A 15900-nucleotide genomic window follows, 5' to 3' on the forward strand; every position below is an offset into this window, starting at 1 on the left:
CCGTTCAGGGCAGCACGCGGATGATCTGGTAATCCGCGTCGGAGGCCGGCACGAACCGGGTGGCGCGCAGATTGGCCAGGGTCAGCTTCACGCGCAACGCATCGTGGTCGAGGAAGACCGCGCGGATGGTATGGCGGATATCGGCGCACAGTTGCCCGCGATAGACAAAGGGATCGAAGGGAATCGGCGGCGAGCGCCACAGCACCCGCAGATCGCGCTTGGCGAGCTTGCCCTCACTGATCATGCGCGAGAGGTTGGTGCTGGCCACGAAGGCGGCGTCGGCATGACGGTTCAGCACCGCCAGCACCGATTGCTCATGGTTGCCCGCGTAGCCGATGCGGGAGAAATAACGCTCCAGCTGCAACTGGTACTGGCGCGCAAACAGATGGCGGGGAATCAGCGCCGCCGAGGTGCTGTCCGGGTCCGCCAGCGCCAGCACCTTGCCGGCCAGCTTGGGGATGCTGTCATACGGCCCCTGCTGGCGCGTCACCAGCAAGGAGTAATACACCGATGACTCCCCGCCCTGCGCGGCGAAGTTGGGCTCGCTCTGCTGCAGCGTGGCGAAGGGCGTGATCCGCGTGTCGCCCTTGCGCGCCGTCACATAGGCTGCCGGCCCCAGCCGCGCCACATCCACCGCCCCGGCCAGCAAGCCCTCGATGACCGCGCCATAGGAAGTCGGCGCGACCACGTCCACCGGCATCTTCAGGCGCGCCCGCAATTCTTCCAGCAAGGGATTCATGGCGCTGAGCTGCTCGCCGTCACTGCCCTGCGGCACAAAGGAAAAGCGCAGCCGCTCCGGCCGCTCGCAGGGCCCCTTGCCCGCCGCCCAGGCCAGCGGTGTGCAGCACAGGGCCACCACCATCAACAGTACCGCGCCAGCTGTAGTCTTCATGCGAACTCGAACCTGCCTTTCTGCAGCAGTGCTTCCAGCTGCGCCGCCGGCACGGGACGCTGCACGTAGAAGCCCTGCACTTCATCGCAGCCCATCAGCTTGAGATGCATCAGCTGTTCCCTTGTCTCCACGCCCTCGGCCACCACCTTCAAGCCCAGGTTGCGCGCCAGCGTCACGGTCGAGGCCACGATCATGCCGTCGCTATTGTCGTTGCGGATATCGCGTATGAAGGAGCGGTCTATCTTGAGCGCATACACCGGCAGCGCCTTGATGTGGCTCAGGCTGGAGTAACCGGTGCCGTAATCGTCGAGATAGATCCGCAGCCCCTCGTCGCGCAGTTTCTCCAGCGTCTGGCGGGCCTGTTCCAGATCGGCGATGAAACAGCTTTCGGTCACTTCGATTTCCAGCAGGCCGGCGTCGAGTCGATAGCGCTGCAAGGCATCGCGCACGGTGGCGATGAGGCGCTCATCATTCAACTGCTTGGCCGACACATTGATGGCCACCGGCACCAGTGGCACGCCCTGCTCACGCCAACGCGCCTGCTGCCGGCAGACCGCCTCGATGATCCAGTGGCACAGCGGCTGCACCAGATCATGGGTCTCGGCCAGGCCGATGAATTCACCGGGATAGATCAGGCCATGCTCCGGATGCTGCCAGCGGATCAGCGCCTCCATGCCCACCACCCGATAGTCCTGCAAGGCCGCCTTGGGCTGGTAATGCAGGCAGAACTCATCGTCCTTGAGCGCCTGGCGGAAGCGCCCCAGCAGTTCCAGGCCGCGCACGGCGATGGCATTGAGCGAAGCGTCATAGAAGCGATAGAGCCCAGTGCCGGCGCTCTTGGCCATGTACATGGCCGCGTCGGCATTGGCCATCAGGGCGTCGATGCCCTGCCCGTCACGCGGATAGAGGGCGATGCCGATGCTGGGGGCGGTTTCGACATGGCAGCCCAGCAGGTCGGGATACGGCGCGCGCAGCGTCTCGACGAGCTTGTCGGCGATCTCGGCGACGACTTCCTCGCTGCGGATCTCGGAAACCAGCACCACGAATTCATCGCCGCCCAGGCGCGCCACCAGATCGTATTCGCGCACGGCAGCGCGCAGGCGGCGCGCCACCTCCTGCAACAAGGCGTCGCCCACGGCGTGGCCCTGGGTGTCGTTGATGAGCTTGAACTTGTCCAGGTCCAGGAAGAACAGCGCATACAGGTTGCGGCTGCGGCGCGCCCGCGAGAGTTCGGTGGCCGCCAGTTCGTAGAACAGCATGCGGTTGGGAATGCCGGTGAGGTAGTCGTGCGAGGCCAACTGGTAGGCGCGGCTCTTTTCCTGTTCCAGCTGGTGGATCAGGCCGCTCTTCTCCCGCTCGGAGAACAGCAGTTGATCGTAGAGATAGCGGCGCCGATGCGCCAGGCTGATCAGGCCGCCCGCCAGCAGCAGGACCACCAGCGAGATCAGCATGGCCTGCAGATAGTATTGCCGGTGCGCCGGCCAAAGCTTGCCGAGCAATACCTCCGGATCGCGGCTGACCACCACGGCCAGCGGATAATGCGCCAGCCGGCGCTGCACGCCCACCAACGCCACCTGGTCGCCAGGCCGGGGCGCGTGGATCAGCCCGTCGCCCTTGCCGGCCAGCAGGAAGGTGGCATAGGGCTGGCCGGCATAGTTGGAGCCGCCCGAGAGGATGCCGCCGGCCAGTTCGGCCAGTTGCAACCCGGCGGCGTTGAGGATCTCGATGCGGCTGGACCCGGCCACGCTGACTTCCTGATACGTCTTCAGGAAATAGCCCAGGTCGAGGATGGCCGCAAAGAAGCCCTGCAATTCACCCTTGCCGTCCTGCAGCGGAATCAGCAGCGGCACACGCCAGCTTCCGCCATCGCGATTGCTGGGTGGGCTGATGATCATCGAGACCGCCTGTTCAGGCTGGCCTGTGAGCGATTGCATGTAGCCGGCATTGATGAGCCGGCTCAGTTCGGGTTCGCTCTTTTGCCGCGCCGAGGAATAGACCAGCCGCGCACGGGCGTCGAAGACCGCCACGCGCAGATAGGCGGCATCACCATTGAAGAGCGGATTGAAATAGGCGCTGGAGGCTTGCTCGCCATTGAGCATGGACTGGCCGATGCGGGCATACAGCAAGGTCTTGCCCAGCACCTCATCCAGATTGGCCGAGACGATGGCGGCCACATTGCGGCTGTCGGCAATGGAGCCTTCGATGGCCAGTTGCTTTTCGTTGTCGATGCGGATCACCGTGAAGTACCACACCACGGCCAGCACGCACAGCGACAGCAGCACGAGCCCGGCTGACACGCCCCGGCCCGCCAGCAGCCTGGTCAGCAGCCCCTTGGGCTCGAACGATAACGGCTTGCGCACTCCTCACCCGCTTGATGATGCGCCGGTCAGGCCGGCGCTGAGACTGTCCCTGTAGTTGTCCGGTGAGGGTAATGCGGCAATGTGTCAAGTTGATGACAAGAGCACCGATGGGGGTGACAGAATGACAAGGCGGCAAGGAAATGCAAAACGCCACGGAAATGATTTCCGTGGCGTCTTCCCTGCAGCTCAACTCCTGATCAGTTCTTGCTCTGATCGACCAGCTTGTTGGCCTTGATCCAGGGCATCATGGCGCGCAGCTTCTCGCCCACGATTTCGATCTGGTGTTCGGCGTTGATACGACGACGCGACATCAGAGTCGGTGCACCGGCCTTGTTTTCCAGGATGAAGCTCTTGGCGTATTCGCCGGTCTGGATGTCTTCCAGCACCTTCTTCATGGCGGCCTTGCTCTCGGCGTTGATCACGCGCGGGCCGGTCACGTACTCGCCGTATTCGGCATTGTTGGAGATCGAGTAGTTCATGTTGGCGATGCCGCCTTCATAGATCAGGTCCACGATCAGCTTGAGTTCGTGCAGGCACTCGAAGTAGGCCATTTCCGGCGCGTAGCCGGCTTCGACCAGGGTTTCGAAACCGGCCTTGATCAGTTCCACGGTACCGCCACACAGCACGGCCTGTTCGCCGAACAGGTCGGTTTCGGTTTCTTCGCGGAAGTTGGTTTCGATGATGCCGGCACGGCCGCCGCCGTTGGCGGTGGCGTACGACAGGGCCAGGTCACGGGCGCTGCCGGACTTGTCCTGGTGCACGGCGATCAGGTGCGGCACGCCGCCACCCTGGCTGTAGGTCGAACGCACGGTGTGGCCGGGGGCCTTGGGGGCGATCATGATGATGTCCAGGTCAGCGCGCGGCACGACTTGGCCATAGTGGATGTTGAAGCCGTGGGCGAAAGCGACGGTGGCGCCTTGCTTGGCGAACGGGGCGACGTTGTCGGCATAGACCTGGCCGATGTTTTCGTCCGGTAGCAGGATCATGATGACGTCGGCATCCTTGACCGCGTCGTTGACTTCGGCGACCTTCAGGCCGGCCTTTTCAGCCTTGTTCCAAGAAGCGCCACCCTTGCGCAGGCCGACGGTGACCTTCACGCCCGAATCCTTCAGGTTCAGGGCGTGGGCGTGACCTTGCGAACCGTAACCGATGATGGTCACGTTCTTGTTCTTGATCAGCGAGAGATCGGCATCCTTGTCGTAGAAGACTTTCATGAATTTCCTGGAATAAATAATTTATATGATTAATACGATTTGAATATGCTCAGGCCACGGCATAGGCCGGATACGCAGGCATGGCCTGGTCGCGCACATGCGGGATATCCAGCTGCCGCAGCTTGCGGTACAGCGATGCGCGGCACATCCCCAGTTGCCGCGAGGCGGCGGAGATGTTCCAGCGGCTGCCATTCAAGGCATCGATGACGCGTGTACGCTCATCCCGGTATGGATCGCCGGAAGAACGCTCGCGCCCTGCTTCCCCCTCGGCTCGTGACGCGAAGGGACGGATCTGGGCTGTGCGGGTGATCGGATGCACCTCGGCCAGCGTAGCAGGCTGGAACTGCATCAATTCCTCGGGCAGGTCGCGCACTTCGATGCGCCCGCCATTCATCACCGCACAGCTGTAGCGGATCACCGCATGCATCTGGCGCAGGTTGCCCGGCCAGGGATAGGCCAGCAGCCGTTGCAGCGCGGCCGCATCGATGACGCTGTCATCGGCCGGGCGGCCAAGTTCCTCGGTGATCATCTGCATCACCAGGCGGCGGCGGTCGCTGCGTTCGCGCAGCGCCGGCAGACGCAGCACGCCGCCGGCGACACGGTAGTAGAGGTCTTCGCGGAAGCGGCCTTCGGCGATCAGGGTCTTGAGATCCTGGTGGGTGGCGCAGATCAGTTGCACATCCACCGGCACTGGATGCCGCGCGCCCAGCGGAATCACTTCACGCTCGGACAGTACGCGCAAGAGGCGCGTCTGCAAGGCCAAGGGCATGTCGCCGATTTCGTCGAGGAAGAGCGTGCCGCCATCGGCCTGCTGCACCTTGCCCTTCATGCCGCCGGGCAGCGCGCCCGAGAACGCGCCCTTGCAGTAGCCGAACAGTTCGCTCTCGGCCAGGCTCTCGGGAATGGAGGCGCAATTGACGGCGATCCAGCTGGCCCGGCGGCGCGCGCTGTAGTCATGCAGGGCGCGCGAGAGATATTCCTTGCCGGTCCCGGTCTCCCCCAGGATCAGCACGGGGATGCCCCGATCGATCAGGCGCTTGCCGCGCTCGACCAGGTCGTGCATGCACGCGTCGCCAGCGGCGAGCTGGTCGATGTCGCGATAACGCGGCGTATTGCGGGAAGAAGCGGAACGGGCAGCAGTGCTGGTGCGAACGTCACTGTCCGCCTCAGCCTCGGCCAAGGGCTGCTCTACCGGGGTGGTCGGCATGATGGTCTCCTGTCTTGGACTGCTCTTTTGTCGAGCCGGCTTCCCTCGGGGCGGGCTCTTTATACGCGGGATCGCGCTGTGGGCGGCCCGGAGACGTGTCGCAATGGCACGTCTGCGGCAAAGAATAGCCAGACAATCCCATGACTTCCAATACAATGTACAGACAGAATCAATACCTTGAAGGTATCAAATGATCGAGTTGAGACACCTCACCTATTTCCGCACCGTAGCAGAAACCCTGCATTTCGGGCGCGCGGCGGAACTGCTGCATATCTCGCAACCGCCGCTGACGCGCCAGATTGCGGCGCTGGAGAAGGAGTTGGGCGCGCAATTGTTCGACCGCAGCAAACGCGCCATCCAGCTGACCGCAGCCGGCAAATATTTTTATCGCGACACCACAGAAATTTTCAAGGCGCTGGAGCGGGCCAAACGCAATGTATCCTCGTCGAGTACCGGCAAGAGCGGTGCGCTCAAGGTCGGATTCATGATGTCCACGGCCTATAACATCCTGCCTTCGGTGACGCGCCACTATTCGGCGGCCTATCCCGAAGTGGACATGCGCCTGACCGAATACGTCCCCAACCTGCTGGCCACCGACATCGAGGACGAGAAGATCGATGTGGGCATCATGTATCGCCCCGAAGACTGCCGGCGGCTGGACAGCCACACCATCTATGCCGAACCGCTGCTGGCCGTGCTGCCGCGCGATCACCGCCTGGCCGGCCGGCAATCCATCTCGGCCGCCGAACTGGCCGAGGACGCCTTCATCAGCATCCCGCGCACGATTGCGCCAGTGGTCTTCGACCTCATCCTGCAGCATTGCCAGCTGCACGGATTCCGTCCGCGCATCGTGCTGGAAACCAATCTCCAGCAGACCATCGTCAACCTGGTCGGCGAAGGCCTGGGCGTGGCCCTGGTGCCGACCTCGATGCAGGCCATGCACCTGGACACCACGGTGTTCAAGCCCCTCATCGGCGCACCGATGGTGGAGGTGGCGGTGATCTGGAACAAGGACAACACCAATCCCTGCATCCGCACCTTTGCCGATACGGCGGTGGAGGTCTGGCGCAAGTTGCAACCTATGCCCGCACCCGCGTGAGCACGAAAAAAAGCCCGGACGCTCTTGGACGCCCGGGCATCAAACCGCAGCAGGTCGGCTTCCACGCCCGCCTGGCTGCGATCAACAAACAACTTTCAATGCAGCGGCATCATCCCGCACAGCGCAGCGACAGACCGCCATCGACGATCATGTCCAGCCCCGTGATGTAGCGCGCATGGTCGGAGGCCAGGAACAGCGAGGCATGCGCCACATCCCAGGCATCGCCCATGAAACCCATCGGACATTGGGCATTGCGCTTGGCGCGCATCTGTTCGATGTCGCCGCCGTAGGAAGCCTTCAGCGGCTCGCGGATCATCGGCGTATCCATCATGCCGGGCAAGACGCAATTGGCGCGGATGCCCATGGGCGCGTACTGCATCGCCACGTTCTTGGTGAAGGCCAGGATGGCTGCCTTGGTCGCGGTATAGCCCAGGTAGGGAAAACCGATCCAGCGCAGCGCCGCCAGCGAGGAGATGTTGACGATGGCGCCCTTCCGCTGCTTTTCCATGATGGGCAGCACGTGCTTGTGGGTCAGGAAGAGACTGGTCTGGTTCACCGCCACCAGCCTGTTCCAGCTCTCTTCGCTGGTCTCTACCGGGCCACCGACATCGGCGATGCCGACATTGTTGTGCAAGACATCGACGCGCCCGAAGTGATCCATGGCGGCCTCAGCGATGGCCTTGACCTCGGCGCTGCGCGAGACGTCGGCGGCCAGCACTTCGCAGACACCGCCTTCGCTGCGGATGATTTCCTGGGTCTGCAATGCGGCCTCGATGCTGCGGTCCACCGCCAGCACCCGGCCGCCCTCGCGGGCGTACAGCACGGCGGCGGCCTTGCCATTGCCCCAGCCCTCGCCCACTGAACCGGCGCCAGTGACGATGATGGCCTTGCCTTGCATGAGCTTGTCCATGAATGTCCTCTCAGATTTCCAGCACGCCGCCGGCGACGAAGCCGCCATCGACCGGAATCACATGGCCGGTGATGTAGGCCGATTCTTCCGCCGCCAGATAGCAGACCGCCGAGGCGATCTCATCGGTGGTGCCGTAACGGCGCATGGGAACCAGGCGATAGTAGCTTTCGCGGGTCTGTTCCGAATGCATGGCCTGGGTCATGGGTGTATCGACCGGCCCGGGGGCGACGCTGTTGACGGTGATGCCGTACTGCGCCAGCTCGATGGCCATCTGCCGTGTCAGGCCAATGACGGCTGCCTTGGACGTGCCATAGGCCGTACGCCCAGCGCCGGCGCGGATGCCCGAGATGGAAGAGATATTGACGATGCGTCCCCACTGCTGTTTCACCATCAGCCGCGCCGCGTGCTGGCCGGCCAGCAGTACGCCGGTCACGTTCACGTTCATAGTCTGCAGCCAGTTCTCGAGTGGATAGTCGAGGAAGGCATAGGTCCGCGCCACGCCGGCATTGTTGACCAGCACGTCACAGCGGCCATAGTCCTTCTCGATGTGGGCGAAGGCCGCGGCAATCGACTCCGGGCTGCCCAGGTCCATCTGCAGCGCCGCTGCGCGATGGCCGGCGGCCACCAGGGCGTCGGCGGTCTTGCTGGCGGCGTCCAGGTTGATGTCGGCCACCAGGACCGTGTGGCCTTTGGCGGCCAGTTGCTGCGAAATGCTGGCGCCAATACCCATGGCTCCGCCCGTCACGAGCGCCACGCGGGCGCCGCTATCATTGCGATTCATATTGTCTCCGTGGATGTGGGCGGCCCCGGCAGGAAGTGGGGCCGCCGTTTTTAAGTCGTCGTTGGCAGGTCAATCATGGAAGCTCCCGATCGCTCGCTAGACTGGTGAGAGGATCAGAGGAAACCGATGGAAATCCAGGGCACGAAGGCCACCACCAAGAGCGCCACCACCAGCGCCGCCAGATAGCCCCAGACCCGGTTGAAGACACCGTCCGGCGACACCTTGCCGATGGCGCAGGCGGCATAGAAGCCCACGCCAAAGGGCGGTGCGAACAGGCCGATGCCCATGGCCAGGATCACCACCATCGCATAGTGCACGTCATGCACGCCCAGCGAACGCGCCACCGGGAACAGCAGCGGCCCGAACAGCACGATGGCGGGAATGCCTTCCAGCAAGCTGCCCAGCACGATGAAGATGACGATGGTGATCAAGAGGAAACCGACACCCCCGCCCGGCACGCCCTGCATCAGCGCCACCAGTTTGGCCGAGAAGCCCGACTGCGTGAGCGCCCAGGCCATGGCGGTGGCCATGCCGATGATGAGCAGGATCGCGCCCGACAGGGCGGCCGATTCGATCAGCATGGGGTAGAGACGCTTGAAGTTCAGGTGCCGCATGAACAGGTGCATGATCAGCCCGACCACTACCGTATAGGCCACGCCGATGGTGGCCACTTCGGTGGCCGTGGCGACGCCTTCGATGACCGCCACGCGGATCAGCATGGGGAGCGCCAGCGCGGGAATGGCGGCGATCAGGGTTTTCACGATCAGCGAGAGCGGCGCGCGCTTGACATCGGGCATCGGCTCGCGGCGTGCGCGCATCCAGCACACCACGGCAATGGCGATGGTGGCGATGGCCGCCGGCATGAGCCCGCCGATGAACAGGGCCGTGATCGAGACGCTGCAGACTGCGCCGATAGTGATCAACACCAGGCTGGGCGGAATGGTCTCGGTCATCGCGCCGGAAGAGGACAGCAGCGCCACCAGCTCTTCCGGCTTGGAGCCGCGCTTCTTCATCTCGGGAAACAGCGCCGGGGCAATGGCCGCCATGTCGGCCGCCTTGGAACCGGAGATGCCCGAGACCAGGAACATCGCACCCAGCAGCACGTATTGCAGACCGCCGCGCACGTGGCCCAGCAGCGCGGCCATGAAGTCGATCAGGGTCTTGGCCAGACCCGACATCTCCAACAGCGAACCGAGCAGCACGAACAGCGGCACCGACAACAGGATCAGGCTGGACATGCCCTCATCCATGCGGCTGACCACGATCATCAGCGGCGCCGTGGTGGCCAACGCCAGGTAGGCCATGGTGGCGGTGCCGAAGGCAAACGCGATGGGAATGCCGCCGGCCACGCACACGCCGATGAGCAGTACGAAGAAGACGATCAGGTTGTAGTTGCCCATGCCCAGCAGCATGGGCTTGGCCAGCCACAGCGCACCGCCGATCACGGCCACCACGGCGAGGGCCGACAGCAGCAGGCGCATCGTCGTCATCGCGGCCATGCGCGAGACCGCCGCCAGCAGCATCAGGATGGCGCCCACCGGCAAGGCGGCGGCGCGCAGGCCATCGGGGATTTCCAGGGCGGGCGTGGTGATGGGCATCTGCTCCACCGCATGATCCACGGCGGGATGGATCACCATCAGCACGAAGATGCAGACCACCAGCGCCGCCACCGTTTCCAGCCAGATGCGCCCCTTCTCGGAACACTTGTTGATGATGGCGGTGAGCCGCATGTGCTCGCCGCGATCCAGCGCCAGCACCGCACCCAGCATGGAGAGCCAGATGAAGAGGATGGAGGCCAGTTCATCGGACCACACCAGGGGATCGTGCAGCGCGTAGCGGTAGATCACACCAGTGAGCAGCACCACGGTCTCGGCCAGCACCAGGGCGGCCGCCACGGCGCCGACCACGTGCATCACCATGCGATTGAATGCGACCAGCGCGCGCGCAACCGGGTTCATGTTGACCGGGGCGCGGTAAGTCATTGCAGCTTCCATCATCAAGCTCCAGCGAAATGGATTCAGGGCGGGAGAAGCACCGGCGACCGATGCGGCGGCGACCTCTCCCGCTCATTGGCTCATGGACTCATGCACTCATGTACACATGCAATCGTGTACGCATGGGACCATGGCCCGGCAAAGAGGCCCCTCAGGCCAGCTTGCCGGTGTACTTCTCCAGCAGCGCCCAAGGCTCGTCACCGAACTTCTTCTTCCACTCGGCATAGAAACCGGCGGCGCGCAGCTTGGCGCGGAAGGAATCGGCATCGGCGTTGTTGAAGGCCAGACCCTTGCCCTTCATTTCATCGACCAGCGAATCGTTGAGCTTGCGCACGTCGGCGCGCTGGTTCACGCCGGCTTCGTTGATGATGCGGGTCATCAGCTCTTGCAGGTCCTTGGGCAGGCGCTCGAAGGACTTCTTGTTGCCCAGGAACCAGAAGCCGTCCCACATGTGATTGGTGATGGAACAGTACTTCTGCACCTCGTAGAGCTTGGCCGTGGAGATGATGGCCATGGGGTTTTCCTGGCCTTCCACGATCCTGGTCTGCAGGGCCGAATAGACTTCGGCGAAGTTGATCGAGGTCGGCGCCGCATCGAAGGCCTTGAACATCGAGGTCCACAGCGGGCTGGGCGGTACGCGCAGCTTCATGCCCTTGAGGTCTTCGGCGACCTTGATGGGCTTGGTGCTGTTGGTGATCTGGCGATAGCCGTTGTCCCAGATCTTTTCAAACGCGAACAGGGTGGACTTGGCTTCGATCTGCTTGCGCACGTGCGCGCCGAGTTCGCCATCCATGGCCGGCCAGACCTGGCTGTAATCCTTGAAGGCGAAGCCGATGCCGGAAATCTGCGCAGCCGGAACAAGGGTGCCCAGGATCAGCGGCGAGAGCGTGAAGAAATCGATGGCGCCGGCGCGCACCTGCGAGAGCATGTCGGTGTCGGTGCCCAGCTGGTTGTTGGGGTAGAGCTGCAACTCGATGCGGCCCTTGGATTGTTCTGCGATGGCGGCGGCCATTTCCTTGGCGCGCGCATTCATCGGGTGGGTGACCGGCAGATTGTTGGCGTACTTGAAGGTGAACTCGGCCGCATGGGCCGAGGTCGATACCAGGCCGGTCGCGGCAGCGGCCGAGGCTACCGAGGCGGTCTTCAGAAAATTGCGACGCGTGATCTTGCCAGTGGATTGTGCCATCTGCTTGTCTCCTGTTTATCTGTTTGTATTTGATGTTGCTGAATCCGGCGCTGCCAGGGCTTGCTGGATCGGGCGTGCAGCTCCCTGTCCCGGGTTGTCAACACTGCCTGTGCATCGATAGAGCAATTTGGATGCCAAGCCTCCGAAGCTCCCCGGCGGCATGGTCATGTCCCTCATCGTTATCGGCACTGCGCCTGTATTCTCTGCGATAAGGGCAGGCCTGTACAAGCGCGCAAAGAGGATGGCGGGGATTTATTTGCGTGCCGGCATGCTGCGACACCTGTCGCATGGACTGTCGCCGCACTGTCGCAGATGTCGACACCTGTCTGCGCTGCCCAAGGATGATGGACGGCAACAAAACCGTGTTGCGGTGCAATGATTTACGTTAACGTAAAGTACGTGCTATCTTCATGCCGTCGGTGGCCGCGCCCTGCCCTTTCCCGGTTTTTCCTGCATGCCGGGGCCGTCTACCGATCACATCAGCACGCATCAACATCAACAACAAAGCGAGACCCGGCGCGGCTTTGCGCCGGCCCTCTCAGGAGACGGGCAATATGCAGGCCGGGCTTGGCAGCGATTTCGCCATCTCCGGCTGCGCGATGCCAAGACAAGGGACCCACACGCCCCCCTGCATGGGGTGGTGAACGAGGTCCTGCGCGTGGCACCGATTTTGCATATTGCCCTTGTGTGAAACGGAGCGACCATGCTCCATCGACCTCGTCTAAGACGGACACAAGGACTCAAGGACACACCATGACTGCTTCTGCATCCTCACCCTGCATCACCGGCTGGCATCATTCCCAATTCGGCAAGCTCGACGGCATCGATCCGGAAGTGCTGATCGGCCAGGTCGCCAAGGCCGCCATCGAACACGCCGGGCTGCAACCGGAAGACATCGATTCGGTCCACGTCGGCACCTTCAATGCCGGCTTCCTGTACCAGGACTTCCCTTCTTCGCTGGTGCTCAACACCTTGCCGCAGCTGCGCTTCAAGCCCGCCACGCGGCTGGAGAATGCCTGCGCCACCGGTTCGGCGGCGATCCATTCGGGCTTGCAGGCGATCAAGGCCGGCGAGTCGAAACACGTACTGGTGATCGGCTTTGAAAAGATGACGGAGCTGGCCACGCCACAAGTGGGCGAGGTGCTGCTCAAGGCCTGCTATGCCAAGGAAGAGGCGGGCATCCCGGGCGGCTTTGCGGGTGTGTTCGGCAAGATCGCGCAGAGCTACTTCGATCGTTTCGGTGACCAGTCCGATGCGCTGGCGATGATCGCGGCCAAGAACCACAAGAACGGCATGGTCAATCCCTATGCCCACATGCGCAAGGATTTCGGTTTCGAGTTCTGCCGTAACGTCTCCGACAAGAATCCCTATGTGGCCGGCCCGCTCAAGCGTACCGACTGTTCGCTCATCTCCGATGGCGCCGCCGCGCTGGTCATCAGCGCTGCCGATGTGGCCAAGGCGATGCCGCGCGCCGTGCAGTTCCGCGCAGCCGTCCACGTCAATGATTTCCTGCCGCTGTCGCGCCGCGACCCGACCCGCTTCGAAGCGGCCGAGCTGGCCTGGAAGAAAGCGCTGGGCGACGCCAGCCTCACCCTGAATGATCTCTCCCTGGTGGAAACCCATGACTGCTTCACCGTGGCCGAGTTGCTCGAATACGAAGCCATGGGCCTGGCCCCGCACGGTCAGGGCGCGCGTGTGATCGCCGAAGGCATCACCGCCAAGGATGGCAAGCTGCCGGTCAATCCGTCCGGCGGGCTCAAGTCCAAGGGCCATCCGGTGGGCGCCACCGGCGTGTCGATGCACGTGATGGCGGCCATGCAGGCGGCCCATGATGCGGGCGACATGCAGATCGCCAATGCGCGCTATGCGGGCGTATTCAACATGGGCGGCGCGGCGGTGGCCAACTATGTGAGCATTCTGGAGCGGGTGAACTGATTGCCGCTGCGCTCAGTAAGCTGGCGCCTTACTTTCCGTTCGACCTGAGTAGGCCTTGCAGAGGTCTACTCGGTCCAAACGGGCTTGAGAAGATCAATAAGAAAAACATAAAGCAGCACGCCAATTTCCATTAGAAAAATCGGGACGAGTGAGACGATGTTAAGCAAAGTGATGAACCTGGGCCGCCTGCTCTCGGACGTGGCGCGCCGCTTTCCGGAGGAGCCGGGACTGATCCTGGCGCAAGGCGCTGCCGATGGCAGCGACCGCCTGATCCCCTGGCGCGAGATCAATGCCCGCGTCGATGCGCTGGCCCACGCGCTGACCCGGCGCGGCGTGAAGAAGGGCGACAAGATGCTGGTCCACTCGCGCAACAACCAGCAGATCTTCGAGAGCGCCTGGGCCGCCTTCAAGATGGGCGTGGTCTGGGTGCCGACCAATTTCCGCATCACGCCGCCCGAGGCCGCCTATCTCGGCCAGTCCAGCGGCGCTTGCGTGATGCTGTATGACCGTGGTTTCGCGCAGTATGTCGATGCCGTCAAGGCCGCTTCGCCCGCATTGGAACATGTGGTGGCGCTGGCCGATGCGCGCGCCGGAGAACTGGATTACGAAGCGCTGGTGACCGAAGGCGGCGACGCGTCCTTCCGCGAAGCCGAAGTCGATTACGACGATCCGCTCTGGTTCTTCTACACCTCCGGCACCACCGGCCATCCCAAGGCGGGCATGCTCTCGCACGGCCAGATGGCCTTCGTGGTCACCAATCACCTGGCCGACCTGATGCCGGGCCTGACGCATCAGTCGCGTTCGCTGGTGGTGGCGCCGCTCTCGCATGGCGCGGGCGTGCATGCAGTCATCAACACTGCGCGCGGCGCGGCCAGCATCCTGCTCTCTTCCGAGCGGCTGGTGGTGGAGGAAGCCTGGCAGCTGGTCGAGAAATACCGGGTGGACAACCTGTTCACCGTGCCCACCATCGTCAAGATCCTGGTCGAGGATGCTTCGGTGGATCGCTGCGACCACAGCTCGCTGAAACACGTCATCTACGCCGGTGCGCCCATGTATCGCGCCGACCAGGTGTATGCCTTGAAGAAGCTGGGCAAGGTGCTGGTGCAGTACTACGGCCTGGGCGAGGTGACCGGCAACATCACCTTCCTGCCGCCCTACTTGCACTTCGAGGATGACGCCCATCCGCAGGCGCGCGTGGGCACTTGCGGCATGCCGCGCACCGGCATGCAGATCGCCATCCTCAACGACGATGGCCAGGAACTGGCGCCCTTCGAGACCGGTGAGATCTGCGTGCGCGGACCGGCGGTGTTCATGGGTTATCACAACAATCCCGAGGCCAATGCCAAGGCCTTCAAGCATGACTGGTTCCACACCGGCGACCTCGGGCATGTGGACCAGGATGGCTTCCTCTACATCACGGGACGTTCCTCGGACATGTACATCTCGGGCGGCTCCAACGTCTATCCGCGCGAGATCGAGGAAGCCCTGCTGACGCACCCGGCGGTGTCGGAGGTGGCGGTGCTGGGCGTGCCCGATCCCAAGTGGGGCGAGAGCGGACTGGCGGTGATCGTCTGCAAGGCCGGTCAGCAGGTCGATGGCGAGGCATTGCTGGTGCATCTGGAGTCACGCATCGGCAAGTACAAGTGGCCGCGCCGCTTCATCTACTGGGACAGCATGCCCAAGTCGGGCTACGGCAAGATCGTCAAGAAACAGATCAAGGCGCTGCTGGAAGAGCAAGGCGAATATCGCCTATGAAACTCTCCAGCAAACCAGGCCCCTCCATGGCCAGCGCCGGCTTCCTCGCGGTGCGCAAATTCCTGCATGCAGGCCAGCCGAGCTATCCGCGCACGCTGGACCTGGAGGCCGATCCGGCCGAGGAATTGCGCATCACGCTGCAAGCCGGCACGCTGGTCGGCCCGGCCTTGCGGCGGGTACTGGCGCGCTATGGCCAGCGCGGCGGTGTGGGGCGCTTGTGTGGCGGGACTGCGCGGCGACTGCATTACCACCGCATCGAACAGACCGGCGACGCCAGCCGGCCCTATGACTATGGACCACCGCACGTGCTGGAAGGCGTCATCAGCTTCGTGACCGGCGCCATCACCATCGGCCAGAACGCCGATGGAAAAGTATTACTGCATTGCCACTCAGGTTTCATCGATGGCGATGGCACGCTGCATGGCGGCCATCTGCTGCTCGACACGGTGGAGGTGGGCGACGATCCGCTCATCCTGCGCCTGTGCCTGTTCTCCCGCAGCGCCTTCGTCGTCAACAGCGACGAAGAGACGCACTTCAGTCTATTGCATCCGACACCCATGGAATGAT

General features: G+C 63.3%; 12 protein-coding genes. 4 read left to right on the forward strand and 8 right to left on the reverse strand.

Translation table 11 applies throughout. The features are described from left to right. Window positions 1-4: 4 nt before the first annotated feature. The 4 genes from BGK68_RS26745 to BGK68_RS26760 all read right to left on the reverse strand — a co-directional run bounded on the left by BGK68_RS26745 (window position 5) and on the right by BGK68_RS26760 (window position 5673). Window positions 5-892 (reverse strand): phosphate/phosphite/phosphonate ABC transporter substrate-binding protein, encoded by an 888-nt coding sequence (locus tag BGK68_RS26745; protein ID WP_075259570.1) that lies wholly within the window; start codon window positions 890-892, stop codon window positions 5-7. Then, window positions 889-3252 (reverse strand): bifunctional diguanylate cyclase/phosphodiesterase, encoded by a 2364-nt coding sequence (locus BGK68_RS26750; protein WP_233149429.1) that lies wholly within the window; start codon window positions 3250-3252, stop codon window positions 889-891. The genes BGK68_RS26745 and BGK68_RS26750 overlap by 4 nt, the downstream gene beginning before the upstream one ends. A gap of 197 nt (window positions 3253-3449) precedes the next feature. Next, complete coding sequence (gene ilvC, locus BGK68_RS26755) at window positions 3450-4466, reverse strand: ketol-acid reductoisomerase (RefSeq protein ID WP_075259571.1); 1017 nt, start codon at window positions 4464-4466, stop codon at window positions 3450-3452. Window positions 4467-4515: 49 nt separating this feature from the next. Continuing rightward, a complete protein-coding gene (locus tag BGK68_RS26760) occupies window positions 4516-5673 on the reverse strand; it encodes a sigma-54-dependent Fis family transcriptional regulator (protein WP_198937268.1) in 1158 nt (385 codons plus the stop codon). Between the two features lie 190 nt (window positions 5674-5863). On the opposite strand from BGK68_RS26760, the gene BGK68_RS26765 reads away from it, so the two are divergent. Beyond that, window positions 5864-6772 (forward strand): LysR family transcriptional regulator, encoded by a 909-nt coding sequence (locus tag BGK68_RS26765; RefSeq protein WP_075259572.1) that lies wholly within the window; start codon window positions 5864-5866, stop codon window positions 6770-6772. A 109-nt stretch (window positions 6773-6881) separates the two neighbouring features. Here the strand turns inward: BGK68_RS26765 and BGK68_RS26770 are convergent, their stop codons facing one another. From BGK68_RS26770 to BGK68_RS26785, 4 genes are all read right to left on the reverse strand, one after another. Then, window positions 6882-7682: an SDR family NAD(P)-dependent oxidoreductase gene (locus BGK68_RS26770; protein WP_075259573.1), complete on the reverse strand. Its 801-nt coding sequence runs from the start codon at window positions 7680-7682 to the stop codon at window positions 6882-6884. A gap of 10 nt (window positions 7683-7692) precedes the next feature. Further along, window positions 7693-8463 (reverse strand): SDR family NAD(P)-dependent oxidoreductase, encoded by a 771-nt coding sequence (locus tag BGK68_RS26775; protein WP_075259574.1) that lies wholly within the window; start codon window positions 8461-8463, stop codon window positions 7693-7695. Window positions 8464-8576: 113 nt separating this feature from the next. Further along, complete coding sequence (locus tag BGK68_RS26780; protein WP_075259575.1) at window positions 8577-10460, reverse strand: TRAP transporter large permease; 1884 nt, start codon at window positions 10458-10460, stop codon at window positions 8577-8579. A 148-nt stretch (window positions 10461-10608) separates the two neighbouring features. Then, the gene (locus BGK68_RS26785; protein WP_075259576.1) at window positions 10609-11643 is read right to left on the reverse strand and encodes a TRAP transporter substrate-binding protein; all 1035 of its coding nucleotides are present in this window, start codon (window positions 11641-11643) and stop codon (window positions 10609-10611) included. Window positions 11644-12396: 753 nt separating this feature from the next. On the opposite strand from BGK68_RS26785, the gene BGK68_RS26790 reads away from it, so the two are divergent. The 3 genes from BGK68_RS26790 (at window position 12397) to BGK68_RS26800 (ending at window position 15899) form a co-directional block, all read left to right on the forward strand. Beyond that, window positions 12397-13578 (forward strand): acetyl-CoA acetyltransferase, encoded by a 1182-nt coding sequence (locus tag BGK68_RS26790; protein WP_013235760.1) that lies wholly within the window; start codon window positions 12397-12399, stop codon window positions 13576-13578. A gap of 138 nt (window positions 13579-13716) precedes the next feature. Continuing rightward, on the forward strand, window positions 13717-15333 hold the full coding sequence (locus tag BGK68_RS26795; RefSeq protein WP_267889745.1) for an acyl-CoA synthetase: 1617 nt from the start codon (window positions 13717-13719) through the stop codon (window positions 15331-15333). Further along, window positions 15330-15899 carry a PPC domain-containing DNA-binding protein gene (locus tag BGK68_RS26800; protein ID WP_075259577.1) on the forward strand — a complete coding sequence of 190 codons (570 nt, stop codon included), beginning with the start codon at window positions 15330-15332 and terminating at the stop codon, window positions 15897-15899. Before BGK68_RS26795 ends, BGK68_RS26800 begins: the two co-directional genes overlap by 4 nt. Window position 15900 lies beyond the last annotated feature (1 nt).

The sequence above is a fragment of the Herbaspirillum camelliae genome, assembly GCF_001929405.1.
Classification (GTDB): Bacteria; Pseudomonadota; Gammaproteobacteria; order Burkholderiales; family Burkholderiaceae_D; genus Herbaspirillum; species Herbaspirillum seropedicae.